General features: G+C 38.5%; 38 protein-coding genes. 35 read left to right on the top strand and 3 right to left on the bottom strand.

Features of this window, described 5'->3' with window-relative positions; translation table 11 throughout:
* Positions 1-1,691 (bottom strand): hypothetical protein (locus RM529_RS10320; protein WP_311484718.1); only part of this gene is annotated, 1,691 nt, incomplete at its 3' end.
* 425 nt (positions 1,692-2,116) lie between these two features.
* Here RM529_RS10320 and RM529_RS10315 point away from each other — a divergent pair.
* From RM529_RS10315 to RM529_RS10285, 7 genes are all read left to right on the top strand, one after another.
* Positions 2,117-3,475 carry a UDP-N-acetylmuramate--L-alanine ligase gene (locus tag RM529_RS10315; protein WP_311484717.1) on the top strand — a complete coding sequence of 453 codons (1,359 nt, stop codon included), beginning with the start codon at positions 2,117-2,119 and terminating at the stop codon, positions 3,473-3,475.
* Positions 3,476-3,533: 58 nt separating this feature from the next.
* A complete protein-coding gene (radC, locus tag RM529_RS10310) occupies positions 3,534-4,232 on the top strand; it encodes a RadC family protein (RefSeq protein ID WP_311484716.1) in 699 nt (232 codons plus the stop codon).
* 10 nt (positions 4,233-4,242) lie between these two features.
* Entirely contained in the window at positions 4,243-5,532 is a 1,290-nt protein-coding gene (locus RM529_RS10305; protein WP_311484715.1) for a polysaccharide deacetylase family protein, read from the top strand.
* The gene (locus RM529_RS10300; RefSeq protein WP_311484714.1) at positions 5,519-6,208 is read left to right on the top strand and encodes a YjjG family noncanonical pyrimidine nucleotidase; all 690 of its coding nucleotides are present in this window, start codon (positions 5,519-5,521) and stop codon (positions 6,206-6,208) included. Before RM529_RS10305 ends, RM529_RS10300 begins: the two co-directional genes overlap by 14 nt.
* Positions 6,209-6,260: 52 nt before the next feature.
* Positions 6,261-6,809 carry a hypothetical protein gene (locus tag RM529_RS10295; protein ID WP_311484713.1) on the top strand — a complete coding sequence of 183 codons (549 nt, stop codon included), beginning with the start codon at positions 6,261-6,263 and terminating at the stop codon, positions 6,807-6,809.
* Positions 6,810-6,880: 71 nt separating this feature from the next.
* Complete coding sequence (locus RM529_RS10290) at positions 6,881-8,221, top strand: DUF5723 family protein (protein WP_311484712.1); 1,341 nt, start codon at positions 6,881-6,883, stop codon at positions 8,219-8,221.
* A 62-nt stretch (positions 8,222-8,283) separates the two neighbouring features.
* Positions 8,284-9,126, top strand: coding sequence for a hypothetical protein (locus tag RM529_RS10285; RefSeq protein ID WP_311484711.1), 843 nt, complete (start codon positions 8,284-8,286; stop codon positions 9,124-9,126).
* On the opposite strand, the gene RM529_RS10280 is transcribed toward RM529_RS10285, so the two are convergent.
* Positions 9,123-10,397 carry a replication-associated recombination protein A gene (locus RM529_RS10280; RefSeq protein ID WP_311484710.1) on the bottom strand — a complete coding sequence of 425 codons (1,275 nt, stop codon included), beginning with the start codon at positions 10,395-10,397 and terminating at the stop codon, positions 9,123-9,125. The two genes, RM529_RS10285 and RM529_RS10280, sit on opposite strands and share 4 nt — an antisense overlap.
* Positions 10,398-10,484: 87 nt before the next feature.
* On the opposite strand from RM529_RS10280, the gene RM529_RS10275 reads away from it, so the two are divergent.
* Positions 10,485-11,222: a rhomboid family intramembrane serine protease gene (locus RM529_RS10275; RefSeq protein WP_311484709.1), complete on the top strand. Its 738-nt coding sequence runs from the start codon at positions 10,485-10,487 to the stop codon at positions 11,220-11,222.
* An 85-nt stretch (positions 11,223-11,307) separates the two neighbouring features.
* On the opposite strand, the gene rlmB is transcribed toward RM529_RS10275, so the two are convergent.
* Positions 11,308-12,048 carry a 23S rRNA (guanosine(2251)-2'-O)-methyltransferase RlmB gene (gene rlmB, locus RM529_RS10270; RefSeq protein WP_311484708.1) on the bottom strand — a complete coding sequence of 247 codons (741 nt, stop codon included), beginning with the start codon at positions 12,046-12,048 and terminating at the stop codon, positions 11,308-11,310.
* Between the two features lie 249 nt (positions 12,049-12,297).
* Between rlmB and rpsL the strand changes: the two genes are divergently transcribed.
* From rpsL to rpmJ, 27 genes are all read left to right on the top strand, one after another.
* Positions 12,298-12,672: a 30S ribosomal protein S12 gene (rpsL, locus tag RM529_RS10265; protein WP_010230128.1), complete on the top strand. Its 375-nt coding sequence runs from the start codon at positions 12,298-12,300 to the stop codon at positions 12,670-12,672.
* A gap of 81 nt (positions 12,673-12,753) precedes the next feature.
* The gene (rpsG, locus tag RM529_RS10260) at positions 12,754-13,230 is read left to right on the top strand and encodes a 30S ribosomal protein S7 (RefSeq protein ID WP_311484707.1); all 477 of its coding nucleotides are present in this window, start codon (positions 12,754-12,756) and stop codon (positions 13,228-13,230) included.
* 4 nt (positions 13,231-13,234) lie between these two features.
* Positions 13,235-15,346, top strand: coding sequence for an elongation factor G (fusA, locus tag RM529_RS10255; protein WP_311484706.1), 2,112 nt, complete (start codon positions 13,235-13,237; stop codon positions 15,344-15,346).
* Positions 15,347-15,356: 10 nt separating this feature from the next.
* Positions 15,357-15,662 carry a 30S ribosomal protein S10 gene (gene rpsJ, locus RM529_RS10250; protein ID WP_007094989.1) on the top strand — a complete coding sequence of 102 codons (306 nt, stop codon included), beginning with the start codon at positions 15,357-15,359 and terminating at the stop codon, positions 15,660-15,662.
* A gap of 201 nt (positions 15,663-15,863) precedes the next feature.
* Complete coding sequence (gene rplC / locus RM529_RS10245) at positions 15,864-16,475, top strand: 50S ribosomal protein L3 (protein WP_311484705.1); 612 nt, start codon at positions 15,864-15,866, stop codon at positions 16,473-16,475.
* A complete protein-coding gene (gene rplD, locus RM529_RS10240; RefSeq protein WP_311484704.1) occupies positions 16,475-17,104 on the top strand; it encodes a 50S ribosomal protein L4 in 630 nt (209 codons plus the stop codon). The genes rplC and rplD overlap by 1 nt, the downstream gene beginning before the upstream one ends.
* A 5-nt stretch (positions 17,105-17,109) precedes the next feature.
* Positions 17,110-17,400, top strand: coding sequence for a 50S ribosomal protein L23 (gene rplW / locus RM529_RS10235; RefSeq protein ID WP_311484703.1), 291 nt, complete (start codon positions 17,110-17,112; stop codon positions 17,398-17,400).
* A 9-nt stretch (positions 17,401-17,409) separates the two neighbouring features.
* On the top strand, positions 17,410-18,237 hold the full coding sequence (gene rplB / locus RM529_RS10230; RefSeq protein ID WP_311484702.1) for a 50S ribosomal protein L2: 828 nt from the start codon (positions 17,410-17,412) through the stop codon (positions 18,235-18,237).
* Positions 18,238-18,243: 6 nt separating this feature from the next.
* Positions 18,244-18,522, top strand: coding sequence for a 30S ribosomal protein S19 (rpsS, locus tag RM529_RS10225; RefSeq protein ID WP_079721825.1), 279 nt, complete (start codon positions 18,244-18,246; stop codon positions 18,520-18,522).
* Positions 18,523-18,530: 8 nt separating this feature from the next.
* Positions 18,531-18,938: a 50S ribosomal protein L22 gene (gene rplV / locus RM529_RS10220; RefSeq protein ID WP_311484701.1), complete on the top strand. Its 408-nt coding sequence runs from the start codon at positions 18,531-18,533 to the stop codon at positions 18,936-18,938.
* A gap of 7 nt (positions 18,939-18,945) precedes the next feature.
* Positions 18,946-19,665: a 30S ribosomal protein S3 gene (gene rpsC / locus RM529_RS10215; protein WP_311484700.1), complete on the top strand. Its 720-nt coding sequence runs from the start codon at positions 18,946-18,948 to the stop codon at positions 19,663-19,665.
* A 19-nt stretch (positions 19,666-19,684) separates the two neighbouring features.
* Entirely contained in the window at positions 19,685-20,104 is a 420-nt protein-coding gene (rplP, locus tag RM529_RS10210; RefSeq protein WP_311484699.1) for a 50S ribosomal protein L16, read from the top strand.
* Between the two features lie 11 nt (positions 20,105-20,115).
* Positions 20,116-20,307 carry a 50S ribosomal protein L29 gene (rpmC, locus tag RM529_RS10205; protein ID WP_311484698.1) on the top strand — a complete coding sequence of 64 codons (192 nt, stop codon included), beginning with the start codon at positions 20,116-20,118 and terminating at the stop codon, positions 20,305-20,307.
* Between the two features lie 18 nt (positions 20,308-20,325).
* A complete protein-coding gene (rpsQ, locus tag RM529_RS10200; RefSeq protein WP_311484697.1) occupies positions 20,326-20,583 on the top strand; it encodes a 30S ribosomal protein S17 in 258 nt (85 codons plus the stop codon).
* 3 nt (positions 20,584-20,586) lie between these two features.
* Complete coding sequence (rplN, locus tag RM529_RS10195; RefSeq protein WP_311484696.1) at positions 20,587-20,955, top strand: 50S ribosomal protein L14; 369 nt, start codon at positions 20,587-20,589, stop codon at positions 20,953-20,955.
* A 12-nt stretch (positions 20,956-20,967) separates the two neighbouring features.
* A complete protein-coding gene (gene rplX / locus RM529_RS10190) occupies positions 20,968-21,279 on the top strand; it encodes a 50S ribosomal protein L24 (protein ID WP_311484695.1) in 312 nt (103 codons plus the stop codon).
* A 2-nt stretch (positions 21,280-21,281) separates the two neighbouring features.
* Positions 21,282-21,833 carry a 50S ribosomal protein L5 gene (rplE, locus tag RM529_RS10185; protein WP_311484694.1) on the top strand — a complete coding sequence of 184 codons (552 nt, stop codon included), beginning with the start codon at positions 21,282-21,284 and terminating at the stop codon, positions 21,831-21,833.
* A gap of 2 nt (positions 21,834-21,835) precedes the next feature.
* The gene (gene rpsN / locus RM529_RS10180; protein WP_311484693.1) at positions 21,836-22,105 is read left to right on the top strand and encodes a 30S ribosomal protein S14; all 270 of its coding nucleotides are present in this window, start codon (positions 21,836-21,838) and stop codon (positions 22,103-22,105) included.
* A 60-nt stretch (positions 22,106-22,165) separates the two neighbouring features.
* Positions 22,166-22,564 (top strand): 30S ribosomal protein S8, encoded by a 399-nt coding sequence (gene rpsH, locus RM529_RS10175; protein ID WP_311484692.1) that lies wholly within the window; start codon positions 22,166-22,168, stop codon positions 22,562-22,564.
* 19 nt (positions 22,565-22,583) lie between these two features.
* Positions 22,584-23,126 carry a 50S ribosomal protein L6 gene (gene rplF / locus RM529_RS10170; RefSeq protein ID WP_311484691.1) on the top strand — a complete coding sequence of 181 codons (543 nt, stop codon included), beginning with the start codon at positions 22,584-22,586 and terminating at the stop codon, positions 23,124-23,126.
* Between the two features lie 12 nt (positions 23,127-23,138).
* Positions 23,139-23,492 carry a 50S ribosomal protein L18 gene (rplR, locus tag RM529_RS10165; RefSeq protein ID WP_311484690.1) on the top strand — a complete coding sequence of 118 codons (354 nt, stop codon included), beginning with the start codon at positions 23,139-23,141 and terminating at the stop codon, positions 23,490-23,492.
* Positions 23,493-23,498: 6 nt separating this feature from the next.
* Positions 23,499-24,023: a 30S ribosomal protein S5 gene (gene rpsE / locus RM529_RS10160; protein ID WP_311484689.1), complete on the top strand. Its 525-nt coding sequence runs from the start codon at positions 23,499-23,501 to the stop codon at positions 24,021-24,023.
* A gap of 13 nt (positions 24,024-24,036) precedes the next feature.
* Positions 24,037-24,219 (top strand): 50S ribosomal protein L30, encoded by a 183-nt coding sequence (gene rpmD, locus RM529_RS10155; protein ID WP_311484688.1) that lies wholly within the window; start codon positions 24,037-24,039, stop codon positions 24,217-24,219.
* An 8-nt stretch (positions 24,220-24,227) separates the two neighbouring features.
* Positions 24,228-24,680, top strand: a complete 453-nt coding sequence (gene rplO / locus RM529_RS10150) for a 50S ribosomal protein L15 (protein WP_311484687.1) — start codon at positions 24,228-24,230, stop codon at positions 24,678-24,680.
* Positions 24,681-24,691: 11 nt separating this feature from the next.
* On the top strand, positions 24,692-26,029 hold the full coding sequence (secY, locus tag RM529_RS10145; protein ID WP_311484686.1) for a preprotein translocase subunit SecY: 1,338 nt from the start codon (positions 24,692-24,694) through the stop codon (positions 26,027-26,029).
* Between the two features lie 2 nt (positions 26,030-26,031).
* Positions 26,032-26,247: a translation initiation factor IF-1 gene (gene infA / locus RM529_RS10140; RefSeq protein WP_014031991.1), complete on the top strand. Its 216-nt coding sequence runs from the start codon at positions 26,032-26,034 to the stop codon at positions 26,245-26,247.
* Between the two features lie 120 nt (positions 26,248-26,367).
* Positions 26,368-26,442, top strand: a 75-nt coding sequence (rpmJ, locus tag RM529_RS10135; RefSeq protein WP_311484719.1) for a 50S ribosomal protein L36, incomplete at its 3' end; no start/stop codon positions are given.

Below are 26,442 nucleotides of genomic sequence, written 5' to 3'. Positions count from 1 at the left end.
GTGCTTGCTTGAGTACAAGTATCGAAGTCAGCAATATCTTCAACGACAGCTTCGCTTTCATTAATTACTGTCACATTAAAATCTGTAAAGTTCGAGCCGGTAATACAAGCTGTTCCTTCATTTGCTGAATCTACCGTATATCTAATTTCAAAAGAGCCTGTTGTAGAAGGGGTGAAATCACCATCAACGATTTCATCTCCATCTTCATCAGTAAATATACCTCTATCATCAGGGTCTAGACTTAGAAAATCGAAGAGGTTGATAGTGTCTTCACTTAGGCAAAGCTCCTGATCTGTAATATCACCCGCATCTGCAGGAGTTGCAGGTAATATAGTTAATGAAATATTAACACTACTAGAACATTCACCATCGGTTAAGGTGAAGGTTGTTGAAAATGTACCAGTTGGAGATTCTTCAAACTGTTCAACTAATTCTAAAAGGCTACTGTTAGTAAAGTTGTTAAAACTTATATCTTCTAGTTCTAAACCTTCAATTCTTAGTAGTAATTCTGCAAATCTTTGAGTTAAGGTAACTAACGAACCTTGTGGATTTTGAGGATCTATATTTTCCAGTTCTGTTATGCAAATAGTTTCGTTTATATCATCTCCCAGATCTAAAGTTTCTTGTAAGTCTACTACAAATCTTTCTGCTATACAATTATCGTCTTCACCATTAGCTGTGAAGTAATCTTCATCGTCAATTAACAATGCAGAAGATTCTAGTAACTCTGTGAATTCAGCATCTGCAAAGAAAGGGCTATTTCCTGTCCTGGCTTCTAAATCTGCTATCGTAGGGGTTGTCTCATTATCTACGCAAAATACCTGTGGATCGTTTTCGTTTATACTTTCAAAAGCAAGGTCTACTTCTATTTCAAAACGATCTGTGCTTTCGCAAGGGGGAGCATTTCTACCTTCTCTATTTACAATTTGACTGGCGTAATAAGTTTCCCCATTTACTAAAGGAGTGTTACTTGCCAGGGCCGGAAAAGATGTGGAAGTTGCATAAATTCTAAATCCCTGAGAGAATTCAGAAGTAGCTTCAACCAAAAGATCTGCTACTGTTGCAGTAGGACAAAATGTTTGAACTGCTTCTCCTGTTGGAGCTGGAGCTGTTAAAGGTTCATATCTAATTGCAATTCTAATGGATCTACAATTAGACTCTGGATTTCTTTGACCTATAAAATAGGAATTTCCCGATTGTAAAGGATCGCTAGGTGCTAAAGCATTTTCACCAAATTCTTCAGCAAAAACCTCTACATTATTACCATTAGTATTATTTATTAAATCTTGAACTGTAGCATCCTCATTTGGAATGTCATCATCAGGAAAAATACATGGAGCAAAAATATTTCCAAATTGTGCTTCAGGTGCTTCAAATTCATCTACAAACACTTCTAAACGAACTCTTTCAGTGCATGTACGAGATTGATTACCGGCGAAATAAATTCCATCTTGCAGCAATTCATTCTCAGGAATTGGAGTGCTGGAAGTAGCAGTTCTATACCATCTTAAGGTAGTTCCACTTGCGGCTGTCGCCTCAAGTTCGGCAACAGTGGATAAATAGCAAAAAGACTGCTCTTCATCAGTTACCGTAGGGCATTGCCCATACATAGAGGGCAAGTTTCCGATTAATAAAATAAAGGCAAAAATGGAAAATGCTTTTCCTTTTCTACCTAAAGTAAAATTTTGCATAGGCTAGGTGTTAAAATTCAACTAATAATTTTAGGTTTAATTTGGTTTAAAAAATGAAGAGCAAAGATTGGAATAATTTTTAACAATACGCAGCGAAATCTTTCAGGGTTTAATAATTATTGGTGCCGAAAAATTATTCTGCATGTTTTTTTTCAAAAAATTAAACCAAATACTGTTGTTTTTCGGGGCACAAATTAAACAAAAATTATGAAATGTAATATCTGGTGTGATTTTTAAAGAATCTATAATTATAGTAGGTACATGAAATCATTTTAATGATGTTATAGAAGTGTCACCATTAAAAAGTGGTTTTAAATTTATTCCAGAGCATTTTAATGGTCAAAAATTGCCATTTTTCAGTGTAAACTTTTTAGGAAGATTTTCCTTCAGCAAATAATTAATTTACATTTGTGAAAATTTGCCTTATGAAACTTCATTTTATCGCAATTGGCGGTAGCGCCATGCATGCACTGGCAATAGCATTAAAAGATAAGGGTTACGAGATAACAGGTAGTGACGATGCTATTTTTGAGCCTTCCAGGTCTAAACTTCAGAAGAAAAATATCCTGCCCGGGGAAGATGGCTGGTTTCCCTCTAAAATTAATGCTGAACTGGATGCTGTTATTTTAGGTATGCATGCGAAGGAGGATAATCCTGAATTAGAGAAAGCCCGGGAACTCGGACTCCAAATCTATTCTTATCCCGAATTCTTATTTGAACAATCTAAAAATAAGACAAGAGTGGTTATTGGCGGGTCTCATGGCAAAACAAGTATAACATCTATGATCCTTCATGTGATGCAATATCACGACAAGGCTGTAGATTTTATGGTTGGTGCCGCTTTGGAAGGTTACTCAAATTCTGTACACTTAACAGAGGAGAACGATTTTATTGTTATAGAAGGAGACGAATATTTATCTTCTGCAATAGACAAAAGACCTAAATTTCATCTATATCAGCCTAATATCGCTTTACTTAGTGGTATAGCCTGGGACCACATTAATGTTTTTCCAGATTATCAAGGCTATGTGGAGCAGTTTGAAATTTTTGTTGATTCGATCGTGAACGGAGGAATTTTAGTATACAACGAAGAAGATACAGAACTGCAGAAAATTGCTGAAGAAACAAAAAATCCAATAAGAAAACATCCTTACCGGACTCCCGAATATTCTATAGAAGAAGGGAAAACTGTTTTAAACACACCGGAAGGTGAAATGCCCCTGGAGATTTTTGGAAAACATAACCTGAGTAACCTTGCAGGTGCAAAGTGGATTTGCCAGCACATGGGCGTTGATGAAGCCGAGTTTTATGAGGCGATAGCCACCTTTAAAGGAGCATCAAAGCGATTGGAAAAAATAGCCGAATCAGCTTCGGGTGTTATATTTAAGGATTTTGCCCACAGTCCTTCCAAAGTTAAAGCTACTACGGCAGCGGTAAAAGAGCAATTTTCGACCCGAAAAGTAGTGGCCTGCCTTGAGTTGCATACATACAGTAGTTTAAATTCAGAATTTTTAAAGCAGTATGCAGGAAGTCTCGATGCCGCCGATGAAGCGCTGGTGTTTTATTCTCCTGAAGCTGTAAAACTGAAGAAACTTCAGTCTATTTCTAAAGAACAAATTTTTTCGGCATTTAAGAATACTGATCTTGAAGTATATACCGATCCGCTTCAGCTTTACTCGACGTTAAAAAATATGGATTTTAATAATGTTGTACTTCTTCTAATGAGCAGTGGGAATTATGGTGGGTTGGATTTCGAAGAAGTAAAAACCTGGATAAAGGAATAATTCATTTCCAGAGGTTTTGGTGCGTTGTAATAAAAGCATTTTCTATCTTTAACGTACAATGACCAGAGAAAGTGAAAAATTCAGCATAAAAAACTGGGCCGAGGGCGACCGTCCGCGGGAGAAACTACTTCAGAAAGGAAGGGTTAGCCTAAGCGATTCAGAACTTATTGCCATTCTTATTGGATCGGGAAACAGAACCGAAAGTGCTGTTGAATTGAGTAAACGAATTCTGGCTTCAACAAAAAACAATTTGAGTGAACTCGGGCGGCTAAGCATAACTCAACTCTGCGAGTTTAAAGGGATTGGAACGGCAAAGGCTATTACAATTGTAGCGGCCCTGGAGCTGGGAAGAAGGAGAAGGGTAGAGGAGGCATTGGACAGAAAGAAGATCACTTCCAGTAATTCTGTTTTTGAATTAATGCAGCCGATAATTGGCGAATTGCCCCATGAGGAATTTTGGATTGTTTATTTAAACAATTCCAATAAGGTACTCGATCAACTCCAATTAAGTAAAGGAGGAATCACCGGTACACTGGTAGATGTAAGAATAACTCTTAAAAAAGCGCTGGAATTGGGAGCGACTGCTATTATTCTGGCTCATAACCATCCTTCTGGAAACCTTAATCCAAGTGAGGCTGACAAGCAGCTGACCAAAAAACTAAAAACAGCCTCTGAAAGTTTGGACATAAAGGTCCTGGACCATATTATTGTTACTGAAAAATCCTACTTTAGCTTCGCAGACGAAGGTATTCTCTAATTTTTCTTGCATGCTACTCATTTATACCCAAAAAATAACTCCCCGAATTATCTACATTTTTAAACACATTTGTACGGGGGTTTTAGGTATAACTGTAAAGTTCACCTCTAAAATAGAAGAATTTATAGCCCACGACGGGATGAAATTGTCTTATGGAAAACAGGCTCTTGGGAACGAATTGTTTTTCCAGAGAGTAGATCTTCTTATGGAGCAGGGTTTTTCTGAAGTTGAAGTAAAAGTATTGCCCTGGGAAGACTCGGTTTGTTTTTTTCCGGTTTCAGAAGCCAGTGCCTTGCCTTTCGATATTTTTGCATCCTCTTTTTTTCTTTTGAGCAGGTATGAAGAATATGTGCCGCATGTGAAAGACGAGGCAGAACGCTTTCCTGTAGCAGAAAGTCTCGCTTATCAAAAAGGTTTCCTTAACTCTCCTGTAGTGGATAAATGGGCACTCAAATTCCGTAATGTGCTCGCAGAAAGATTCCCGGCCATGGAGGTGCCACCCCGAAAGTTTGAATCGACTGCCATTGTAGCTGTAGAGCACGTTTTTGGGTATAAAAACAAAGGGATTCTTCGTAGTATAGCAGGCATGCAGCGTGATTTTTTCAGTTTTAGTCTCGGGAAGGTTTTTGACAGGCTTAAGGTTGCTTTTAAGATCAGGAATGATCCATTTAATATTTTTGAAGATCTGATAGCTTTTATAAAAGTCCATAAGCTAAAAATGTATTTTATGTTTCAGTTAAGTGACTTTACGATACACGATCGCAATATTAATCACAATCGCATTCCGTACAGATCGGTAATAAAATATGTGGGGGATTATGCTAAAGTGGGTTTACTCCAGGGCTATTATGCCGTGAGGGATATAAAAACACTTAGAATGGAGAAGTTAAGGATGGAAAATATAATTCACAGTTCCCTGGAATATTCGCTTAATTCCAGTCATGATCTTTCTTTGCCTGAAAATTATAATAATTTGGTGGAGCTGGAGGTAAGGAACGATTTCTCTATGGGATATCCAGATGCATTGGGATTTCGGGCCGGGACTTGCACACCTTTTTTGTTTTACGATATTAATATGGAAGTGACCACTCCATTACTTGTACATCCTTACATTTTTAATTCGAGCGTTTTTGAAAATGTTAAGCCAGAACAAGCGTTTGAAGATGTGAAAAAAGCGTTAAACCAGGTGCGGGAAGTTGGCGGTACGTTCAGAGCTGTGTTTAAAAATCAGGATTTTTCGGAGTATTCCCATCCAGAAACTTATTATGGATTATTAAAGCTGATTTATGAAATTGAATAACATAGACCATGTGTTCTTTGATCTCGATCACACTCTATGGGATTTTGATAAAAACTCCGGTCTTACTTTTACAGAAATTTTTAAGAAGTGGAAAATACCTTTGGAACTGGAAGAATTTCTGGAGGTTTATTTGAAGATAAACATCAGGTATTGGGAATTGTATAGAAATGATAAGATTTCGAAGGAAGCACTGCGTTATGGCAGGCTGAAGGACAGCTTTGATATGTTGAAATATAAGACTACGGATGATGTTATCTACGGATTATCAAAAGATTATATTGAATTCTTACCTAGAAACAAGCACCTGGTGGAGGGAACATTAGAAATCCTGCAATATCTGAAAAGAAATTACAAGTTGCATATTATCACAAATGGTTTTGATGAGGTACAAAGTAGGAAAATGATTACGTCTGGTGTTTTTGATTTTTTTCAGACAATTACTACTTCTGAAGAAGCTGGAGTAAAAAAACCACATAAAAAAATTTTTCAGAAAGCTCTGGAAAAGGCGGAAGCTGCTGCTGAAACCTCAGTAATGATAGGCGACAATTACGAAGCGGATATTTTGGGTTCAGAAAAATTGGGCCTGCAAACCATTTATTTTGATTATTATAAGACCTCAGAAATTTCCGACATAAGGCAAGTTCAAACGTTAAAAGACGTTGTTAAGTTTTTGTGAATACTAAACTTTTGTTAAGTTCGCTGCATACTATTCGAGAGCACTAAAAGCTATGAAGAAGAATGCAGGTTTTCTGAAGATTATTATTCTCTGTTGTGCCGTCTTTCTTACCGGCTGTGTAAAAGATGTTGATTTTAGCCAGGCAAAGGATATCGTTCTTAGCCCGGATATTCAGTCTAACCTTGTGCTTTATGAAGTGGGGGAATCTGATTTTGTGGATCCGGTTACCCAGGAAATGCGTACGGTAATTATAGATACCGTAAGGCTCGAATTTTTGGATGACGATTATATTCAAAATGATTTAAATTCTGTAGAGTTTTATTTCAGAAATATTAATACCTTCCCTCAGGCTTTTGTTAGCAGAGTGCACTTTTTGTCAGCTACGGGGAGAAAACAGTTTAGTGTAAATTATCCGATTTCCCCCGGGAGTTCTGATAATCCGGTGTCAACCGAAAGAATTGAAGTGATGGGAGCAGACAGGATTGAGCAAGTGAAGAATTCAATTATTATGGTTGTAGAACTTGAAGTCCAAACAAATCAAGAAGATTTTACAGGAAATCTTGAATTTGCTTCTAAAGGACTTTTCAAGTTTGAGTTTTAGCTATGCGGGAATTAATTTTCTTTTTTTTTTTCTTTTTTATACTATTACCTTCATCTTCCCAAAATAAACCGTTGCTCTACAATGTAGATGCGCTTCCTCAGACGCTATTAAGCAATCCTGGAGCAGAAATCAGCTTCAGAGGACACTTTGGAATACCTTTTTTTTCGCAATTTCACGTTTCCGCCGGGTCTACGGGTGTTACAGCTTTTGATATTTTTGATGATTCTAATCCAAACGTTAATCTTAGGGTGAGAAATGCCATTAGGCGGCTCACTCCCAGGGATTATGTTTCTGTAAATGAGCAGTTGGAAATTTTATCTTTTGGTTGGAGGTTAAATAAGCAAAGCTACCTATCGGCCGGAGTTTACCAGGAAATGGACATTTTCTCCTACCTTCCCAAAGATCTGGCTATCCTGGTAAACGAAGGAAATACAAACTACATAAATCAGCCATTCGATTTCTCTCAGGCTTCCTATACTGCAGAAGTACTGACAGTTTACCATGTGGGCCTCAATTATAAACTCAACAACAGGCTAACTGTTGGTGCAAGAGCTAAACTTTACTCCGGTATTTTTAATGTGGCGAGTACAAATAACCAGGGGACATTTACGACCACTCTTAACGAGGGAGGGAATGGATTTTACCGGCAGACCGCTTCAGGGATCGATGTTGTGATAAACACTTCGGGTTTTGCCAGCTTAAGCAATGATGAAGATAATACGGTGGACCAGGCTGCTGTAGATTTGCTTAAACGTTCTATGCTAGGAGGAAATATAGGTGTTGGATTGGACCTTGGTGCTACTTACGAAATAAATGAACAATTTAAAGTAACAGGTGCAGTGCAGGATGTAGGTGTTGTGTTTCAGCGTACAGATGTGGAAAATTATCGTTACTACGGTAGTTATGAAACTGAAGGTATTGAACCCTTATTTCCTGAACAGGAAAATACGGAAGCAATCCCTTACTGGGATCTTTTTGAAGATGAAGTGGATGAGAATTTGCAGGATGAGACCTTAGAAGATCCATATGTGACCTGGAGGCCGGTTAAATTTAATACAAGTATGGAATTTGGTTTCGGAAGGGCTTTGCTGCCCTGTGATTACCGTCTTGTGAAAGAAGCCCGGTACATGAACTCCACCGGATTACTGCTATCTGGTGTTAACCGGCCCAAAGGAATAACATTATCCATGACTGCATACTATGATAAGCTTATAACTGAAAAATTTGGGTTTCGGGCGGCTTATACAATTGATGATTATTCTTTTACAAACATAGGTTTAATGGCTCACAGGACTTTTAATAACTTTAATATTTATCTGGCAGCAAATAATTTGCTTGGATTTCCTAATTTCGCAAAAACCAACAGCACTTCCCTGCAATTCGGGATACAATTTATTTTTAATGACAACTAGACAGAGGAGCTTTGCCTGCTTTTGCTAACATAATTATTCTCCTGTCTCTAAATAATATTTTTATGAAAACTGCCATTTTGACCTTTGCTTTAATTTTAACTTTTACAACAGTTAATTCTCAAAACTTAGACGAGTACAAATATATAGTGGTTCCCGAAACCTTCGCATTTTCAGATTCTGTGAATGAGTATCAGCTAAACGCATTAACAAAATTCCTCTTTGAGAAGAACAATTTTAAGGTAATAATGAAGTCAGAAAAGAGACCTTCTGATTTAGAGGCAAATGGGTGCCTGGGCTTATATGCTGATGTTAAAGAAGACTCAAATCTTTTTGTTACTAAACTAATGGTGATCTTGGAGAACTGTAATGGAGAAATTATTTTTCGTTCCAAAGAAGGAAAAAGTCGGGAGAAGGATTTTAAAAGGGCACATCACGAAGCTTTAAGAGAGGCATTTACCTCATTTGAAGATTTAGAATATGAATATGAAGCACAGTCGCTTGATGCTCCAGCCCAAGATCGTATTACAGCCGTTCCCGAAAACAATGGAGAAGTGATGGCAGAAACACCAGCAGAGGATATGAAAGCCGTTAGGAATGAAGAACTGGAAGACGAAGAAATGGAGGAGGTAACGACCAAGAAAGAGGACGGTATAGAGAACTCATATGTTCTTAATAATGCAGTTTATTTTCTTGAAGCAAGTGATTCCGGGTATTCACTTTTTCAGAAAGGAATGGCAGAGCCATTTGCTTCACTTGTAAAATCTGGAGAAGGTGACTCTTTTATATATGCTTCGATTACCAAACAGGGGCTGGCTTATTTTGATGATGAGGGAAACCTTGTTGTGGAGCATTTTAATCGTAATAAAAACACGACTGTGAAAACCATTTACCAGATCCGGAATTAATAGTTGTATTTGTTCTTCCAACGTTTTTTTAAAAATTCCCGTTGTGCGTTTTCCCGCTGATTTTGGCCAGGCTCATAAAATATGGTGTTTTTAATTTCTTCCGGTAAAAATTCTTCCTGCACAAAATTGCCTTCATAATTATGGGCATATTTATAATTATCTCCATAGCCCAGGTCTTTCATTAATTTGGTGGGAGCGTTTCGAATGGACAAAGGAACAGACAAATCACCAGTCTTTTTCACCATACCCAACGCATTGTTGATCGCCATATAGGCCGCATTACTTTTTGGGGAAGTAGCAAGGTAAGTAGTGCACTGGCTAAGTATAATGCGCGCTTCAGGATATCCAATTGTGGTAACTGCCTGAAAGGTATTATTAGCGATAACTAAGGCAGTGGGGTTCGCATTTCCAATATCTTCGCTGGCCAGGATAAGCAATCTACGGGCAATAAATTTAACGTCTTCACCTCCTTCAATCATACGTGCCAGCCAATACACTGCTCCGTTTGGATCGCTTCCCCTTATGGATTTTATAAAAGCTGAGATGATATCGTAATGTTGTTCACCTGTTTTATCATAGAGTACGGTATTCTGCTGAACCTTTTCAAAAACGAGGTCATTTGTTATTTCCACTCCATTTTCTGCCGATGTCACCAATAATTCAAAAATATTAAGAAGTTTTCGTGCATCTCCGCCACTTAGTCGCAATAACGCCTCTGTTTCTTTTAATTTGACTTTTTTGGAGGCTATTACGCTGTCCTCTTTCATGGCACGTTGAAGCAAAGCTACGAGATCCTCTTTGGTAAACGGTTTTAATATATACACCTGACACCTGGAGAGAAGTGCCGAAATTACTTCAAAACTTGGATTTTCTGTGGTTGCGCCTATTAAAGTCACCCAGCCTTTCTCTACCGCTCCTAATAGAGAATCCTGTTGGGATTTACTGAAGCGGTGTATCTCATCTATAAAAAGTATTGGGCTTTTGGTGGTAAAAAGTCCGTCGCTTTTTTTGGCTCTTTCTATAACTTCCCTAACGTCTTTCACTCCGCTACTAATTGCACTAAGCGTAAAAAACGGCCGATCCGATTCTTCGGCAATAATATTGGCGAGGGTGGTTTTTCCAACTCCGGGAGGGCCCCAGAATATCATTGAAGGAATAATTCCCTGTTTCAGTTGTTGCTTAAGAGCACCTTTTTCTCCCACAAGATGCTGCTGACTTAAATAATCCTCTAATTTCTTCGGCCTTAATCGTTCTGCTAATGGTTTGTTCATTCGGCTAAATTAATAATTATGATGACAACTTTTCATTAGGAAGAGGTTTGGTTGCTTTTTTGTAATATTGATCTTAAAACCAAAGTTTTGAAACAGTCCCAGCCATTCACTTTTTCTCCCGGAGTAATAGGGTATCCTGTTATTTTCGTTTTGGCTATCTGGATCGTATTTTGGTTTGAAATAAGGTTTGGCTTCGATTTTAACAATTTTGGTGTAAGACCGGGTAAAGTCGAAGGTTTAAGAGGAGTGATTTTTTCTCCATTTATTCATTCCGGAATAAAACACCTGTTCAATAATACCATTCCTCTTTTTGTCCTCTCTATGGCTCTTTTTTATTTCTATAGAAAAATAAGCTGGCAGGTTCTTTTTCTGGGCTTGCTTTCGTCGGGATTATTAACCTGGCTTATTGGAAGGGAAGCTAATCATATTGGTGCAAGTGGGATTATCTATGTTCTCGCCTCTTTTTTATTTTTTAAAGGGGTTTTCTCCAGGCATTACAGGCTTATTGCACTTTCACTAATAGTGGTTTTCTTATACGGAGGGATGTTATGGTACGTTACCCCTATAGATCCGGAAATTTCCTGGGAAGGACATTTGTCTGGTCTTATTTCCGGATTTTTTCTTTCTCTGATTTACAGAAAAAATATTGCAAAGCCTCCTAAATATGAGTGGGAGAAGCCCGAATATAGAGAGGAGGAAGATGATTTTATGAAGCACTTTGATGAAAATGGGAATTTTATCGAAGATCCTGAGCCGGAAGAATTAAAATACACTTATCATTATAAGTGCTCAAATCAGGAGAAGGAAGGAGATAGAGATTTTTAAATTTTTAACAAAGAACAGACGCGCTATAGCGCGTCTCCACATTCATTTTATCTCCACATCCTATAAAGAATTTCTTTAAAAAGAATTACAACCTCTGCCTTACCACTTCATACAAAATGGCTCCACAGGCAACAGAAACATTTAAAGATTCAATTTTCCCCATCATCGGCAATTTGGCACGATGATTAACTGTTTTTAAAATAGAACTACTTACTCCTTTTGCTTCATTTCCCATAACTATGGCAGTAGGTTTCTTAAGGTCGATGTCGTAAATAGTATCATTTGTTTTTTCAGTTGCGGCCACTAATTGAACATCAGAAGATTGGAGATAAAAGACAGCATCCTTAATATGATTTACCTTACATATAGGGACATTAAAAACCGCACCGGCAGAAGTTTTAACCGCATCAGCATTAAGTGGAGCACCTCCTTTTTCAGGTATAATGATTGCGTTTACGCCGCAGCATTCCGCTGTTCGAATAATTGCACCGAAGTTCCGGACGTCTGTTAATTGGTCAAGGAGTAGGAAAAGGGGAGTAGGACTCATTTTAAAAGCAGACTGCACGACTTCATCCATACTTTTAAATTCTACCGGTGATATACTGGCAACAACACCCTGGTGATTTCCTTTGCTTAGCTTGTTAAGCTTTTCCACGGGGACGTAAGAAATATTATAATTTCCCTGTCTAATTTTATTTTCCAGATCCTTAATAAGATTTCCGGAAAGTCCTTTTTGGAGATAAATTTTATCCAGATTTTTTCCGCTTTCGATAGCTTCAATAACTGCTCTTATTCCGAAAATTTTGGTGGTATCGATTTTATTCATGGGACAAAGATAGTTTTTAAATTCTCCTTTTAAATATTCAGAAATAAAAAACCACCCGGTCTGAGGTGATTCAAGGAGGTATCGCTAATCTGGATCTTAAACTCAACTAATTTTTGAAAAAATTTGTAGAATAACAAAAACTCCTGAAAATTAATTCATTATCGTTTGAATAATGTGTTTTTATTTCTACCTTTGCAAACCCTTAAAATGGGGAGGTAAAATTTATTAAATAATTAGGTAAAAGAAATTATGCCAACAATTTCACAATTAGTACGAAAAGGAAGAGCCAAAATAACTAAGAAGAGTAAATCGGCTGCTTTGGATTCGTGTCCTCAAAGGAGAGGGGTGTGTACCCGTGTGTATACCACCACTCCTAAAAAACCTAACTCGGCTATGAGAAAAGTAGCAAGGGTGAGGTTAACAAACGGAAAAGAGGTGAATGCTTACATTCCGGGAGAAGGTCACAATTTACAAGAGCACTCGATAGTATTAGTTAGAGGTGGAAGGGTGAAGGATTTGCCGGGAGTTAGATACCACATTGTTCGTGGAGCTTTGGATACCGCTGGTGTCGAAGGTAGAACACAACGTAGATCTAAATACGGTGCAAAACGCCCTAAGAAGTAAAACAAGGTTAGAAGTTAAAGGTGAGAAAGAATTTTCTTTTTTATCGATAGCAATTAACAATTAACTTATTACAAAGAAGAAATGAGAAAAAGACAGGCCAAGAAAAGACCACTTTTGCCAGATCCTAAGTTTAATGATCAGCTTGTTACACGTTTTGTGAACATGATGATGTGGGATGGGAAAAAGTCGGTTGCCTTTAAAATTTTCTACGACGCAATTGATGTGGTAGAACAAAAGAAACAAGACGAAGAAAAAACTGGTTTGGAAATTTGGAAAGACGCTCTTTCTAACGTTATGCCACACGTAGAAGTGCGAAGCAGGCGTGTTGGTGGTGCAACATTCCAGATACCTATGCAAATCAGGCCAGACAGGAAAGTTTCAACTGCAATGAAGTGGTTGATTAGTTTTGCTCGTAAGAGAAATGAAAAAGCTATGGCTCAAAAATTGGCTGCAGAAATTCTTGCTGCTGCTAAGGAAGAAGGTGCTGCAGTTAAAAGAAGGGTAGATACTCATAAGATGGCTGAAGCTAACAAAGCATTCTCTCACTTTAGATTCTAAAAAAATGGCACAAAGAGATTTAAAATATACAAGAAATATAGGGATAGCAGCTCATATTGATGCTGGTAAAACAACAACAACAGAGCGTATCCTTTATTATACTGGTGTAAGTCACAAAATTGGAGAGGTTCATGACGGTGCTGCAACGATGGACTGGATGGAGCAGGAGCAGGAAAGAGGTATTACTATTACTTCGGCTGCAACACACTGTAAGTGGATGTACAAAGACCAGGAATTTACGGTAAATATTATCGATACTCCGGGGCACGTTGACTTTACTGTAGAGGTAGAGCGTTCATTGCGTGTTTTGGATGGTATGGTTGCATTGTTTAGTGCGGTAGACGGGGTAGAGCCTCAGTCTGAAACTGTATGGAGACAGGCAGATAAGTATAAAGTTCCGCGTTTAGGATTTGTAAATAAAATGGACCGTCAGGGTGCTGACTTCTTTAACGTATGTAAGCAGGTTAAGGAAATGTTGGGAGGTAATCCTGTTCCTTTACAAGTTCCAATCGGGGATGAAATTGACTTTAAAGGAGTTGTAGATCTTATCTCCAAGAAGGCGGTTATCTGGAGCGATGAAGATATGGGGATGACTTACGAGATCATTGACATTCCTGAAGAGCTTAAAGCAGATGTTCAAAAATATCGTACTCAGCTTGTTGAGGCTGTTGCAGAGTATGACGAAGCTTTAATGGAGAAATTCTTCGAAGATGAAGATTCTATTACAGAAGACGAAATTATTGCTGCGTTAAGAGCTGCTACTATAGATATGTCTATTATACCTATGATGTGTGGTTCAGCCTTTAAGAATAAGGGTGTTCAGGCAATGCTTGATGCTGTGATGAGATATTTACCTTCTCCGGTAGATGTAGAGGCTATCGAAGGTACTAATCCAGAAACAGGTGAAGAAGAAAAACGTAAGCCTAATGTAGATTCTCCATTTTCTGCGCTTGCATTTAAAATTGCTACCGATCCTTTCGTAGGTCGTTTGGCTTTCTTTAGGACGTATTCAGGTACGCTTGATGCTGGTTCTTATGTGTTGAACGTGCGTTCAGGTAAAAAAGAACGCATTTCACGTATCTATCAGATGCACTCCAATAAACAGGAGCCGATAGATAAAATTGAAGCTGGGGATATTGGTGCGGCAGTAGGATTTAAAGATATTAAAACAGGAGATACTCTTACAGATGTAAATCATCCTATTGTTCTTGAGTCTATGACGTTCCCTGCACCGGTAATTGGTATTGCTGTTGAGCCTAAAACTAAGGCCGATGTGGATAAAATGGGTATGGCTTTGGCTAAACTAGCTGAAGAGGATCCAACGTTCCAGGTGAAGACTGATGAGAATTCCGGTCAAACCATTATTTCCGGTATGGGAGAATTGCATATCGAGATCTTGGTAGATCGTTTGAAAAGAGAATTTAAGGTTGAAGTAAACGAAGGTCAACCTCAGGTTGAGTATAAGGAGACGGTAACCAGGAGCGCAGATCATAGGGAGGTTTATAAGAAACAGTCCGGTGGTCGTGGTAAGTTTGCTGATATTGTTTTTGAAATGGGTCCTGCGGACGAAGATTTTGAAGGTCCGGGACTTCAGTTCGTAGATGAAATTAAAGGTGGGCGTATTCCTAAAGAATTTGTTCCTTCAGTTCAGAAAGGATTCACAGAGGCTATGAAACACGGTCCTCTTGCTGGATTCCAGATGGATACCTTAAAAGTTGTTTTGAAAGACGGATCTTTCCACCCTGTGGATTCTGATCAATTGTCTTTCGAATTGGCTGCTAAGATGGGATATAAGGCAGCTGCGAAGAAAGCAGGGGCTGTTATCCTTGAGCCAATTATGAAAAATGAAGTTGTTACTCCGGAAGAAAACATGGGTGATATTGTTGGTGACCTTAACAGAAGAAGAGGTCAGGTAAATAGTATGTCTGACAGATCTGGAGCTAAAGTTGTTAAAGCTGAAGTGCCACTTTCTGAAATGTTTGGTTATGTGACCACATTAAGAACATTATCTTCGGGTAGAGCAACGTCAACAATGGAATTCTCTCATTATGCTGAAACGCCTTCTAATATTTCTGAAGACGTGATTAAAGCAGCAAAGGGTACATCAAACGAATAATATTAGGAAAATGAGTCAGAAAATAAGAATAAAACTAAAATCTTACGATCACAACCTGGTAGATAAATCTGCTGAAAAGATTGTAAAAACCGTAAAGACTACGGGTGCTGTGGTTACCGGACCAATTCCGTTACCTACGCATAAAAAAATCTTTACAGTATTGCGTTCGCCTCACGTGAACAAGAAATCCAGAGAGCAGTTTCAGTTAAGCTCTTATAAAAGACTTCTTGATATCTACAGTTCTTCTTCAAAAACTATTGATGCTTTGATGAAGCTGGAATTGCCAAGTGGGGTAGAAGTAGAGATTAAGGTGTGATAACATTATAGGCTGAAAATTGCCATTTTCAGTGACATGTCCCGAGCAGTTGGCGAGGGAAAAACGGAGAAAGATACATTCAGGGCAGAAGTATTTTTCTGCCCTGAATTTTTTAAGAGTATGCAATTTTCGACCTCACCCTAGGGAGGAAATGGCTTTAAATAAAAAATAGGGAATAAAAATCATTAATAATTAATATTTATGTCTGGGTTAATAGGAAAAAAAATAGGCATGACCAGCATCTTTGACGAAAATGGGAAAAATGTCCCATGTACCGTTATAGAAGCGGGACCATGCGTAATTACCCAAGTCAGAACCAATGAGGTTGACGGGTACGAAGCACTTCAACTTGGTTTCGATGACGCAAAGACTGCAAACAGGGCTGCCACAGGGCATGCTAAAAAGGCAGGAAGCGCTCCAAAGCGTAGAGTCGTTGAATTCCAGGGATTTGGAGGGGATTATAAATTAGGCGACGCTATAACTGTGGAGCATTTTGCTGAAGGTGAATTTGTTGATATAGCAGGTACATCTAAAGGTAAAGGTTTTCAGGGTGTTGTTAAAAGACACGGTTTTGGTGGTGTAGGTCAGGCGACCCACGGGCAGCATAACCGTTTAAGAGCTCCTGGTTCTATTGGTGCTGCATCATATCCTGCGAGAGTTTTTAAGGGAATGAAGATGGCCGGTAGAATGGGTGGAGAAAAAGTAAAAGTTGAAAACCTGAGAGTTTTAAAAGTGGTTGCAGATAAGAACCTTTTAGTAGTAAAAGGAGCTGTTCCGGGACACAAAAACTCATACGTAATCATTAGTAAGTAATGGAAGTAGCAGTTTTAGATATAAAAGGAAAAGAAACAGGAAGAAAGGCCAGCCTTTCTGATGCTGTTTTCGCTATAGAGCCAAATGATCATGCTGTTTATCTTGATGTTAAGCAGTATTTGGCTAATCAACGCCAGGGAACTCACGCAGCCAAAGAGCGTGCTGAGATCTCCGGGAGTACTCGTAAGATAAAGAAGCAAAAAGGTACTGGTACAGCACGTGCTGGTAGTATTAAATCTCCAATCTTTAGAGGTGGTGGACGTGTTTTTGGTCCAAGACCAAGAAATTACGGTTTTAAATTGAATAAAAACCTGAAGCGTTTGGCTAGAAAATCTGCTTTATCTATTAAGGCAAATGATAAGTCAATTATCGTTGTGGAAGATTTTCAATTTGATGCTCCTAAGACCAAAAATTTCAAAGATGTTTTGAAGGCTCTGGGTCTTGAAAGTAAAAAATCTTTGATAGTGTTGGGCGGGTCAAATAAAAACGTATATTTGTCATCACGAAATTTGAAGACCTCTGAAGTTGTAAACAGCACAGAATTAAGCACTTATAAGATTTTAAATGCAAATAATATAGTGTTTTTGGAAGGTTCTCTGGAAGGAATTGAGTCGAATTTAAGTAAATAAACGATATGAGTATCTTAATAAAACCTATTATTACAGAGAAAGCCACGGCTGATAGTGAGTTGAACAACTGCTATTCTTTTGTGGTGGATAATAAGGCGAATAAGATTGAAATTAAAGATGCGGTTGAGTCTGCTTATGGCGTTTCAGTTACTAAAGTTCGCACAATGAATGTCCGTCCGGATCGCAAAACCAGATATACGAAATCTGGTATGATCACTGGTAAAACTTCGGCTTATAAGAAAGCTTTAGTACAGGTGACGGAAGGTGAAACTATTGATTTATACAGTAATCTTTAAGATTAAAAAATGTCAGTTAGAAAATTAAAACCAATCACCCCTGGTCAGCGTTTTAGAGTAGTTAATGGGTTTGACGCCATTACTACTGATAAGCCGGAGAAAAGCTTATTGGCTCCGATAAAAAAATCAGGTGGTAGAAACAGTCAGGGAAAAATGACCATGCGCTATAAAGGTGGTGGTCATAAAAGACGTTACAGAGTAGTTGATTTTAAAAGGGACAAGCAGGGTATTCCTGCTACTGTAGCGAGTATACAGTACGATCCTAATAGAACGGCCTTTATCGCTTTATTGAATTATCAGGATGGTGAGAAAAGGTATATTATTGCTCAAAACGGTCTACAGGTAGATCAGAATGTTGTATCAAGCAATGAAGCTGCGGCTCCTGAAATTGGAAATGCAATGCCTTTGGCTAACATTCCTCTTGGTACGGTTATTTCTTGTATCGAGTTAAGAGCTGGTCAGGGAGCAGTTATGGCGCGTAGTGCCGGTGCTTTCGCTCAGTTATTGGCAAGAGAAGGTAAATATGCGACCATAAAACTTCCTTCGGGAGAGATTAGAAGGGTGCTTTCTACATGTATGGCTACTATTGGTGCTGTTTCAAACAGCGATCACCAGTTGCAAATTTCTGGTAAGGCTGGTAGAAAACGTTGGTTGGGTAGAAGACCAAGAACAAGACCTGTCGTGATGAACCCTGTTGATCACCCAATGGGTGGTGGTGAAGGTAGGGCTTCAGGTGGACACCCTCGTTCTAGAAAAGGTTTACCTGCAAAAGGTTTCAAAACCCGTTCTAAAACCAAATCGAGTAATAAATATATTGTAGAACGTAGAAAGAAATAATAAGATATGGCACGTTCATTAAAAAAAGGACCTTACGTTCACTATAAGTTAGATAAGAAGGTAGCTCAAAACGTTGAGTCTGGTAAAAAAGCGGTTATCAAAACCTGGTCACGCGCTTCTATGATTACTCCAGATTTTGTTGGGCAAACTATCGCAGTACACAACGGGAAACAGTTTGTTCCTGTTTATGTGACTGAGAACATGGTAGGGCATAAACTAGGAGAATTTTCACCAACCCGCTCTTTTAGAGGGCATGCTGGTGCGAAAAATAAAGGTAAAAGATAATTGAAGCTATGGGAGTTCGTAAAAGAGAAAGAGCAGAGCAAATAAAAGAAGCCAAAAAACAGGTAGCTTTTGCAAAGTTAAATAACTGCCCTACTTCGCCAAGAAAGATGCGCTTAGTTGCGGATTTGGTTCGTGGAGAGAAAGTAGAAAAAGCGCTTCAGATATTAAAATTCAGTCAGAAGGAAGCGTCAGGACGCGTAGAGAAGCTTTTGCTTTCTGCTATCGCTAACTGGCAGTCGAAGAATGAAGATGCAAATCTTGAGGAGGCTGAATTATTTGTGAAAGAGATTCGTGTAGACGGTGGGAGTATGTTGAAAAGACTTCGTCCGGCACCACAGGGTCGAGCACACCGAATTAGAAAGAGATCCAATCACGTAACATTGGTGCTTGGAGCAAACAACAATACACAAAGCTAAGAAGAGTATGGGACAGAAGACAAATCCAATCGGAAATCGCCTTGGTATTATCAGAGGATGGGAATCCAACTGGTACGGAGGAAATGACTACGGCGACAAATTAGCCGAAGACGATAAGATTAGAAAGTACATCCATGCTCGCCTCTCGAAAGCGAGTGTATCCAGGGTAATTATTGAGCGTACCCTAAAGCTTGTAACCGTTACTATCACCACTGCCAGACCGGGTATTATTATTGGGAAAGGTGGCCAGGAGGTAGACAAGCTGAAAGAAGAGCTTAAGAAGATTACCGATAAAGAGGTTCAAATTAACATCTTTGAAATTAAAAGACCAGAACTTGATGCTCATTTAGTAGCATCCAGTGTTGCGAGACAAATTGAGAATCGTATCTCTTACCGTCGTGCAATAAAAATGGCTGTTGCGGCTGCAATGAGGATGAATGCTGAAGGAATCAAAATACAGATTTCCGGACGTTTAAACGGTGCTGAAATGGCACGTAATGAATCCTACAAAGATGGAAGAATTCCTTTGTCGACTTTTAGGGCCGATATTGATTATGCTTTAGTTGAAGCTCATACTACTTATGGTAGGTTGGGTGTTAAAGTGTGGATCATGAAAGGTGAAGTGTACGGAAAAAGAGAACTTTCCCCACTTGTTGGTCTTGCAAAGAAACAAGGAGGTAAAGGAGGATCCGCTCGGGGTGGTAACAAATCACGTCGTAGAAAGTAATTTTTTAAAGTAAAGAAAAATGTTACAACCTAAAAGAACAAAATATCGTAAGCAACAAAAAGGCCGCATGAAAGGAAATGCCGGAAGAGGGCATAGACTTTCAAATGGAACTTTTGGGATTAAATCAGTTGATTCCAGTTTCATTACATCTCGCCAAATAGAGGCTGCGCGTATTGCTGCTACTCGTTACATGAAAAGGGAAGGGTCTATCTGGATTAAAATATTTCCGGATAAGCCAATTACAAAGAAACCTCTTGAAGTACGTATGGGTAAAGGTAAAGGTGCTGTAGAGTATTGGGCAGCTGTTGTGAAACCAGGGAGGATTATGTTTGAAATTGGCGGAGTGTCAATGGATGTTGCTAAAGAGGCTTTACGTCTTGCAGCGCAAAAACTTCCTGTGAAAACTAAATTTGTTGTAGCTAGAGATTATCAAGCTTAATATATAATTTTATGAAACAATCAGAAGTAAAAGAACTGTCTGTGGCAGAATTACAAGAAGAGCTTGGAAAATCTAGAAAAGCATATTCAGATTTGAAAATGGCTCACGCGGTCTCGCCACTGGAGAACCCTATACAGTTAAGAACTGTAAGAAGAAGCATAGCGAGGCTTGCTACAGAGTTAAATAAAAGAGAACAACAATAATTGTTATTCTGCTGAAAGATGGAAAAAAGAAACTTAAGAAAAGAGCGTGTAGGCGTAGTTACAAGTAATAAAATGCAGAAATCCATAGTGGTTTCTGAGGTTAAGAAAGTAAAACACCCTATGTACGGAAAGTTCGTTTTAAAAACTAAAAAGTACGTAGCGCACGACGAGACAAACGACTGCAACGAGGGAGATACTGTAAGGATTATGGAGACAAGACCTTTAAGTAAATCCAAGAGTTGGAGGCTAGTAGAAATAATTGAAAGAGCGAAGTAAACCATGGTACAACAAGAGTCCAGACTAAGAGTAGCAGATAATACAGGTGCTAAAGAAGTTTTAGCTATACGTGTATTAGGAGGTACAAAGAAAAGATACGCTTCTGTTGGAGACAAGATAGTTGTCAGTGTAAAAGAAGCTACACCTAACGGAAATATTAAGAAGGGTACAGTTTCAACAGCAGTTGTTGTGCGTACCAGGAAAGAAGTTCGCAGGCCAGACGGATCTTATATTCGTTTTGATGATAATGCCTGTGTTCTTTTAAACCCAACCGGTGAAATGCGTGGTACACGTGTATTTGGCCCGGTGGCAAGAGAACTTCGTGATAAGCAATTCATGAAAATTGTATCATTGGCACCAGAAGTGCTTTAATACATTAAAAAGATGACAAAGCTTAAAATAAAATCAGGAGATACTGTTCGCATTATTGCCGGAGAGCATAAAGGGCAGGAAGGTAAAGTGCAAAAAGTACTTCTGGATAAGAATAAGGCTATTGTGGAAGGTGTAAATGAGATCTCTAAACATGAGAAACCAAGTGCAGCTAATCCACAAGGAGGCATTAAAAAGAAAGAAGCTCCTATTCATGTATCTAATCTTGCGCTTATTGACAAGAATGGTGAAACAACAAGAGTTGGTTACAAAACGGAGGATGGAAAGAAAGTGAGATTTTCCAAAAAATCTAATGAAGTAATATAGTTATGGCATACGTACCAAGACTTAGACAAGAATATAACGACAGAGTAAAATCTGCTCTTACAGAAGAATTCAGCTACTCCAATATTATGGAGGTGCCAAAGCTTGAGAAGATAGTAATAAGCCGTGGAGTTGGTGGAGCTGTTGCAGATAAAAAGCTTATTGATTACGCTTTAGATGAATTAACTGCTATTAGCGGTCAAAAGGCAGTATCTACAATTTCAAAAAAGGATGTCGCTTCATTTAAACTACGTAAAGGAATGCCAATTGGTGCTAAAGTTACTTTGCGGGGATATAGAATGTATGAATTTTTAGATCGTTTAATTACCAGTGCACTGCCACGTGTACGTGATTTCAACGGAATTAAGGCAAACGGTTTTGATGGTAGGGGAAATTATAATCTGGGTGTTACAGAACAGATCATTTTTCCTGAAATTGATATTGATGCAGTTAACAGAATTGCTGGAATGGATATCACATTTGTCACCACAGCCGCTACCGATAAGGAAGCTAAATCATTGTTAACCGAACTAGGATTACCTTTTAAAAAGAATTAATTATGGCTAAAGAATCAATGAAAGCCCGTGAGGTGAAGAGACAAAAAATGGTAGAAAAGTACGCTGAAAAACGTAAGGCTTTGAAAGAAGCCGGAGATTATGAGGCGTTACAGAAATTACCAAAGAATGCTTCTCCCGTACGTTTGCACAATCGTTGTAAACTAACAGGCAGGCCAAGAGGTTATATGAGACAATTTGGTCTTTCTCGAGTTACTTTTAGAGAAATGGCTAACAATGGTCTTATTCCTGGAGTAAGAAAAGCTAGTTGGTAATAATATAGAATGGGTTGAAGGTTCGGGGATTCCGAAAACCACTACCACAAATAAATAGAAATGAATACAGATCCGATTGCAGATTATTTGACGAGGATTAGAAATGCTGTTGCGGCAAACCACAGAGTGGTTGAGATCCCGGCTTCTAACCTTAAGAAGGAGATTACAAAAATTTTATTCGATCAGGGATATATCCTTAGTTACAAATTCGAAGATGCTACCGCTCAGGGAAGTATAAAAATAGCTCTTAAGTATGATAAATCTACTAAAGAGTCTGTGATTAAAGATATTCAAAGAATAAGTAAACCTGGTTTACGTAAGTATGCCGGTGCCAGTGAGCTACCTAGAATTTTAAATGGTTTGGGTATTGCTATTGTCTCTACTTCTCACGGAGTAATGACGGGGAAACAGGCGCAAGCTGAGAAAGTTGGTGGCGAGGTATTGTGTTACGTTTACTAATACTTAAAAGACTTAAACAATGTCAAGAATAGGTAAAAGCCCAGTTGCAATTCCAGAAGGTGTTGATGTTAACATTGATGGAAATGTAATAACGGTAAAAGGAAAATTAGGAGAACTTAAGCAGGAAATTAATGACATCGATTTTAAAATCGAAGAAGGAGTTATTTATTTTGAGCGATCTTCTGAAAAAAGTGACCAGAAAGCAAAGCATGGTTTGTACCGCGCTTTGGTTAATAATATGATAACTGGTGTTACTGAAGGATATACCAAGCAATTAGAATTGGTAGGTGTAGGTTATAGAGCATCTAACCAAGGTCAAAAATTAGATTTGGCTGTTGGGTATTCCCATAATATTGTGCTAGATTTGGCGCCCGAAGTTAAAGTGGAAACAGTTTCTGAAAAAGGGAAAAACCCTGTCATAAAGCTGACTTCTTACGACAAACAATTGGTTGGACAAATTGCGGCTAAAATCCGCTCATTTAGAACGCCAGAGCCTTACAAAGGTAAAGGTATCAAGTTTGTTGGAGAACAATTAAGAAGAAAAGCAGGTAAATCAGCTTAATAAAGTTTAGATATGGCATTTTCAAAAGAAAAGAGAAGACAAAAGATAAAGAAGCGTATCCGTAGGGATATCACAGGAACTGGGAGCCGTCCAAGATTATCTGTGTTTAGGAGTAATAAAGAAATTTATGCTCAGATTATAGATGATGTTGAAGGTAAAACTTTGGCAGCAGCTTCTTCCAGGGATAAAGAGATTTCTTCAGCTGAAGGTAAGATGGAACAAGCTACTTTGGTAGGTAAAGCCCTTGCTGAAAAAGCGAAGGAAGCTGGAATAGAAACTATTTCTTTCGATAGAGGTGGTTACTTGTATCACGGAAGAGTTAAATCATTAGCAGAAGGTGCTCGCGAAGGAGGACTAAAATTCTAAGAAATTATGTATCAAGATTATAAAAACGTAGAGCACGTAAAACCAGGAGGATTAGAATTAAAAGACCGTCTTGTTGGAGTTCAGCGTGTTACAAAAGTTACTAAAGGAGGTAGAGCATTTGGTTTCTCTGCTATTGTGGTAGTTGGGGATGAAAACGGTGTTGTAGGACAAGGCCTTGGGAAATCCAAAGAAGTTGCAGACGCTATTTCCAAAGCTGTAGAAGATGCTAAAAAGAATTTAGTGAGAATTCCTTTAACGAAAGGAACCCTTCCACATGAACAAAAAGGTAAGTATGGTGGAGCAAGAGTATTGTTGCTTCCGGCTGCTACCGGTACTGGTATAATCGCGGGTGGTGCAATTCGTGCTGTACTGGAATCAGTAGGGGTACACGATGTACTTTCTAAAAACCAGGGATCTTCCAACCCTCATAACGTAGTAAAAGCAACTTTTGATGCTTTGCTGCAATTGCGTAGTGCAGAGACTGTTGCTAAGCAAAGAGGTATTTCGTTACAAAAGGTTTTTAAAGGATAAATCAAGGACAGAAATGGGAAAGATTAAAGTTACAAAAGTAAGAAGTGCTATTAACCGTAGTAAAAACCAAAAATTGGTTCTTGAGTCTTTAGGACTTAAGAAAATTGGTCAAACGGTGGAGCATGAAGACACGCCAAACATCCTTGGTATGGTAAATAAAGTTAAACATTTAGTTTCTGTAGAAGAAACAAAATAATAATACACATGGATTTAAGTAACTTACGACCTGCAGAAGGTTCAGTTAAAAGTAATAACAAGCGTGTAGGCCGCGGAGAAGGATCCGGAAAAGGTGGTACAGCTACCAGAGGACATAAAGGTGCTAAATCACGTTCTGGTTACTCCAAGAAGATTGGATTTGAAGGAGGTCAGATGCCGCTTCAGCGCCGTGTGCCTAAATTCGGATTTAACAACAGAAATCGTAAAGTATATCAGGGTGTAAATTTAGATACTCTTCAATCTCTTGTAGATGAGGGTAGGATTAACGATACCGTGAATATGGATGTTCTTGTTGATAACGGATTAGCTGGTAAGAACGAGCTTGTTAAGATATTAGGTAGAGGTGAATTAAAAGCAAAGTTGAAAATATCTGTTCATAAATTTACTGCCTCAGCGAAAGAAGCTATCGAAGCTGCCGGAGGTGAAGTTGTTACTTTATAATAGATAAACAAATGAAATTCATCAATACTATTAAGAATATTTGGAAAATCGAGGAGCTAAAAAACAGAATTTTAGTGACCCTCGGTTTACTCCTTGTATATCGTTTTGGAGCACAGGTGGTGCTTCCCGGGATAGACGCGTCTCAATTGGCAAACCTTGCCAATCAAACAGATGGAGGGCTTTTAGGTCTTCTTAATGCGTTTACAGGCGGGGCATTTTCTAATGCTTCCGTTTTTGCTTTGGGAATTATGCCTTATATCTCGGCTTCCATTGTAGTTCAATTGATGGGGATTGCTATTCCTTATCTTCAGAAGTTACAGAAGGAGGGAGAAAGCGGTAGAAGAAAAATTAACCAGATTACACGCTGGTTAACCATAGCTATAACTCTGGTACAAGGTCCTGGTTACATCTACAACTTATTTGCTACCCTTCCGCAGGGCGCTTTTATGTTGGGTGACACTATCACTTTTGTGGCTTCTTCTGTAATAATCCTTACCACTGGAACTATTTTTGCTATGTGGTTGGGGGAAAAAATTACAGATAAAGGTATTGGTAATGGTATTTCATTATTGATTATGGTGGGTATTATTGCAACCTTGCCACAAGCTTTTATTCAGGAATTCGCTTCCAGGGTTTTCGAATCTAATGGAGGTTTAATTATGATTCTTATCGAACTTGTTATCTGGTTTGCTATTATACTTGCATCTGTGATGTTGGTCATGGCGGTTCGTCAGATCCCTGTTCAATATGCCAGAAGAAGTGCATCTGGCGGTTACGAGAAGAATGCTTTTGGTTCAAGACAATATATTCCGTTAAAGCTAAATGCTTCAGGGGTTATGCCTATAATCTTTGCTCAGGCAATTATGTTTATACCTCTGGCTGTTGTTGGTGTTTCAGATTCCGACGCAGCGCAAGGTTTAGCTACGGTTTTTAGTGATATTTTCGGATTTTGGTATAATCTTGTGTTTGCTTTATTGATCATTATTTTCACATATTTCTATACAGCGATCACTGTACCAACGAATAAAATGGCTGATGACCTTAAAAGAAGTGGAGGTTTTATTCCGGGAATTCGTCCTGGGACTGAAACTGCCGAATTTTTAGACCGGGTAATGTCTCAAATTACTTTACCAGGCTCTATATTTCTTGCCTTAATCGCCGTGTTCCCGGCTATTGTGGTTAGTTTGTTGGGTGTGCAACAAAATTGGGCTTTGTTTTTTGGAGGTACCTCACTTTTAATTATGGTGGGAGTTGCGATTGATACAATGCAACAAGTGAATTCATATTTACTTAACAGGCATTATGACGGATTAATGAAATCAGGTAAAAATAGAAAAGCAGTAGCTTAATTATGGCAAAACAACCAGCAATTGAACAGGACGGAACTATTATTGAAGCATTATCTAATGCTATGTTTCGTGTTGAATTAGAAAATGGTCACGTTGTGACTGCACATATCTCTGGTAAGATGCGTATGCACTACATAAAATTATTGCCTGGAGATAAAGTGAAACTTGAAATGAGCCCTTATGATTTAACTAAGGCGCGAATTACTTACAGATACTAATTTCAAATTGAGCTATTAAATATATTTTCAGTACTTTTGCAACCTGAAAAAAATTATGTAGCGTAAATATTGGAGATGAAAGTTTTATATTCTATCCAATAATCATAAAAAACTGAAGAGATGAAAGTTAGAGCATCAATAAAAAAAAGAAGTGCCGACTGCAAAATTGTGCGCAGGAAAGGCAGACTTTACGTA

This window comes from Autumnicola edwardsiae, assembly GCF_031846505.1.
GTDB lineage: Bacteria > Bacteroidota > Bacteroidia > Flavobacteriales > Flavobacteriaceae > Autumnicola > Autumnicola edwardsiae.
Note: the sequence above shows the minus strand (reverse complement) of the source record. Positions and strands in the feature narration are given on the sequence as shown.

Excerpts from the sequence above, each read along its gene's own strand:
- rpsQ (WP_311484697.1), top strand. The coding sequence starts at position 20,326 with ATGGAAAAAAGAAACTTAAGAAAAGAGCGTGTAGGCGTAGTTACAAGT.
- rpsN (WP_311484693.1), top strand. The coding sequence starts at position 21,836 with ATGGCTAAAGAATCAATGAAAGCCCGTGAGGTGAAGAGACAAAAAATG.
- RM529_RS10280 (WP_311484710.1), bottom strand. The coding sequence starts at position 10,397 with ATGAACAAACCATTAGCAGAACGATTAAGGCCGAAGAAATTAGAGGAT.
- rplD (WP_311484704.1), top strand. The coding sequence starts at position 16,475 with ATGGAAGTAGCAGTTTTAGATATAAAAGGAAAAGAAACAGGAAGAAAG.
- radC (WP_311484716.1), top strand. The coding sequence starts at position 3,534 with ATGACCAGAGAAAGTGAAAAATTCAGCATAAAAAACTGGGCCGAGGGC.
- rplF (WP_311484691.1), top strand. The coding sequence starts at position 22,584 with ATGTCAAGAATAGGTAAAAGCCCAGTTGCAATTCCAGAAGGTGTTGAT.
- rpsC (WP_311484700.1), top strand. The coding sequence starts at position 18,946 with ATGGGACAGAAGACAAATCCAATCGGAAATCGCCTTGGTATTATCAGA.
- rpmC (WP_311484698.1), top strand. The coding sequence starts at position 20,116 with ATGAAACAATCAGAAGTAAAAGAACTGTCTGTGGCAGAATTACAAGAA.
- RM529_RS10300 (WP_311484714.1), top strand. The coding sequence starts at position 5,519 with ATGAAATTGAATAACATAGACCATGTGTTCTTTGATCTCGATCACACT.
- RM529_RS10285 (WP_311484711.1), top strand. The coding sequence starts at position 8,284 with ATGAAAACTGCCATTTTGACCTTTGCTTTAATTTTAACTTTTACAACA.
- rpsJ (WP_007094989.1), top strand. The coding sequence starts at position 15,357 with ATGAGTCAGAAAATAAGAATAAAACTAAAATCTTACGATCACAACCTG.
- RM529_RS10315 (WP_311484717.1), top strand. The coding sequence starts at position 2,117 with ATGAAACTTCATTTTATCGCAATTGGCGGTAGCGCCATGCATGCACTG.
- rplP (WP_311484699.1), top strand. The coding sequence starts at position 19,685 with ATGTTACAACCTAAAAGAACAAAATATCGTAAGCAACAAAAAGGCCGC.
- rplO (WP_311484687.1), top strand. The coding sequence starts at position 24,228 with ATGGATTTAAGTAACTTACGACCTGCAGAAGGTTCAGTTAAAAGTAAT.
- rplV (WP_311484701.1), top strand. The coding sequence starts at position 18,531 with ATGGGAGTTCGTAAAAGAGAAAGAGCAGAGCAAATAAAAGAAGCCAAA.
- rpsH (WP_311484692.1), top strand. The coding sequence starts at position 22,166 with ATGAATACAGATCCGATTGCAGATTATTTGACGAGGATTAGAAATGCT.
- RM529_RS10295 (WP_311484713.1), top strand. The coding sequence starts at position 6,261 with ATGAAGAAGAATGCAGGTTTTCTGAAGATTATTATTCTCTGTTGTGCC.
- fusA (WP_311484706.1), top strand. The coding sequence starts at position 13,235 with ATGGCACAAAGAGATTTAAAATATACAAGAAATATAGGGATAGCAGCT.
- rpsE (WP_311484689.1), top strand. The coding sequence starts at position 23,499 with ATGTATCAAGATTATAAAAACGTAGAGCACGTAAAACCAGGAGGATTA.
- rpmD (WP_311484688.1), top strand. The coding sequence starts at position 24,037 with ATGGGAAAGATTAAAGTTACAAAAGTAAGAAGTGCTATTAACCGTAGT.
- RM529_RS10305 (WP_311484715.1), top strand. The coding sequence starts at position 4,243 with ATGCTACTCATTTATACCCAAAAAATAACTCCCCGAATTATCTACATT.
- rpsL (WP_010230128.1), top strand. The coding sequence starts at position 12,298 with ATGCCAACAATTTCACAATTAGTACGAAAAGGAAGAGCCAAAATAACT.
- rlmB (WP_311484708.1), bottom strand. The coding sequence starts at position 12,048 with ATGAATAAAATCGATACCACCAAAATTTTCGGAATAAGAGCAGTTATT.
- rplW (WP_311484703.1), top strand. The coding sequence starts at position 17,110 with ATGAGTATCTTAATAAAACCTATTATTACAGAGAAAGCCACGGCTGAT.
- infA (WP_014031991.1), top strand. The coding sequence starts at position 26,032 with ATGGCAAAACAACCAGCAATTGAACAGGACGGAACTATTATTGAAGCA.
- secY (WP_311484686.1), top strand. The coding sequence starts at position 24,692 with ATGAAATTCATCAATACTATTAAGAATATTTGGAAAATCGAGGAGCTA.
- rplC (WP_311484705.1), top strand. The coding sequence starts at position 15,864 with ATGTCTGGGTTAATAGGAAAAAAAATAGGCATGACCAGCATCTTTGAC.
- rpsS (WP_079721825.1), top strand. The coding sequence starts at position 18,244 with ATGGCACGTTCATTAAAAAAAGGACCTTACGTTCACTATAAGTTAGAT.
- rplN (WP_311484696.1), top strand. The coding sequence starts at position 20,587 with ATGGTACAACAAGAGTCCAGACTAAGAGTAGCAGATAATACAGGTGCT.
- rplB (WP_311484702.1), top strand. The coding sequence starts at position 17,410 with ATGTCAGTTAGAAAATTAAAACCAATCACCCCTGGTCAGCGTTTTAGA.
- rpsG (WP_311484707.1), top strand. The coding sequence starts at position 12,754 with ATGAGAAAAAGACAGGCCAAGAAAAGACCACTTTTGCCAGATCCTAAG.
- rplX (WP_311484695.1), top strand. The coding sequence starts at position 20,968 with ATGACAAAGCTTAAAATAAAATCAGGAGATACTGTTCGCATTATTGCC.
- rplR (WP_311484690.1), top strand. The coding sequence starts at position 23,139 with ATGGCATTTTCAAAAGAAAAGAGAAGACAAAAGATAAAGAAGCGTATC.
- rplE (WP_311484694.1), top strand. The coding sequence starts at position 21,282 with ATGGCATACGTACCAAGACTTAGACAAGAATATAACGACAGAGTAAAA.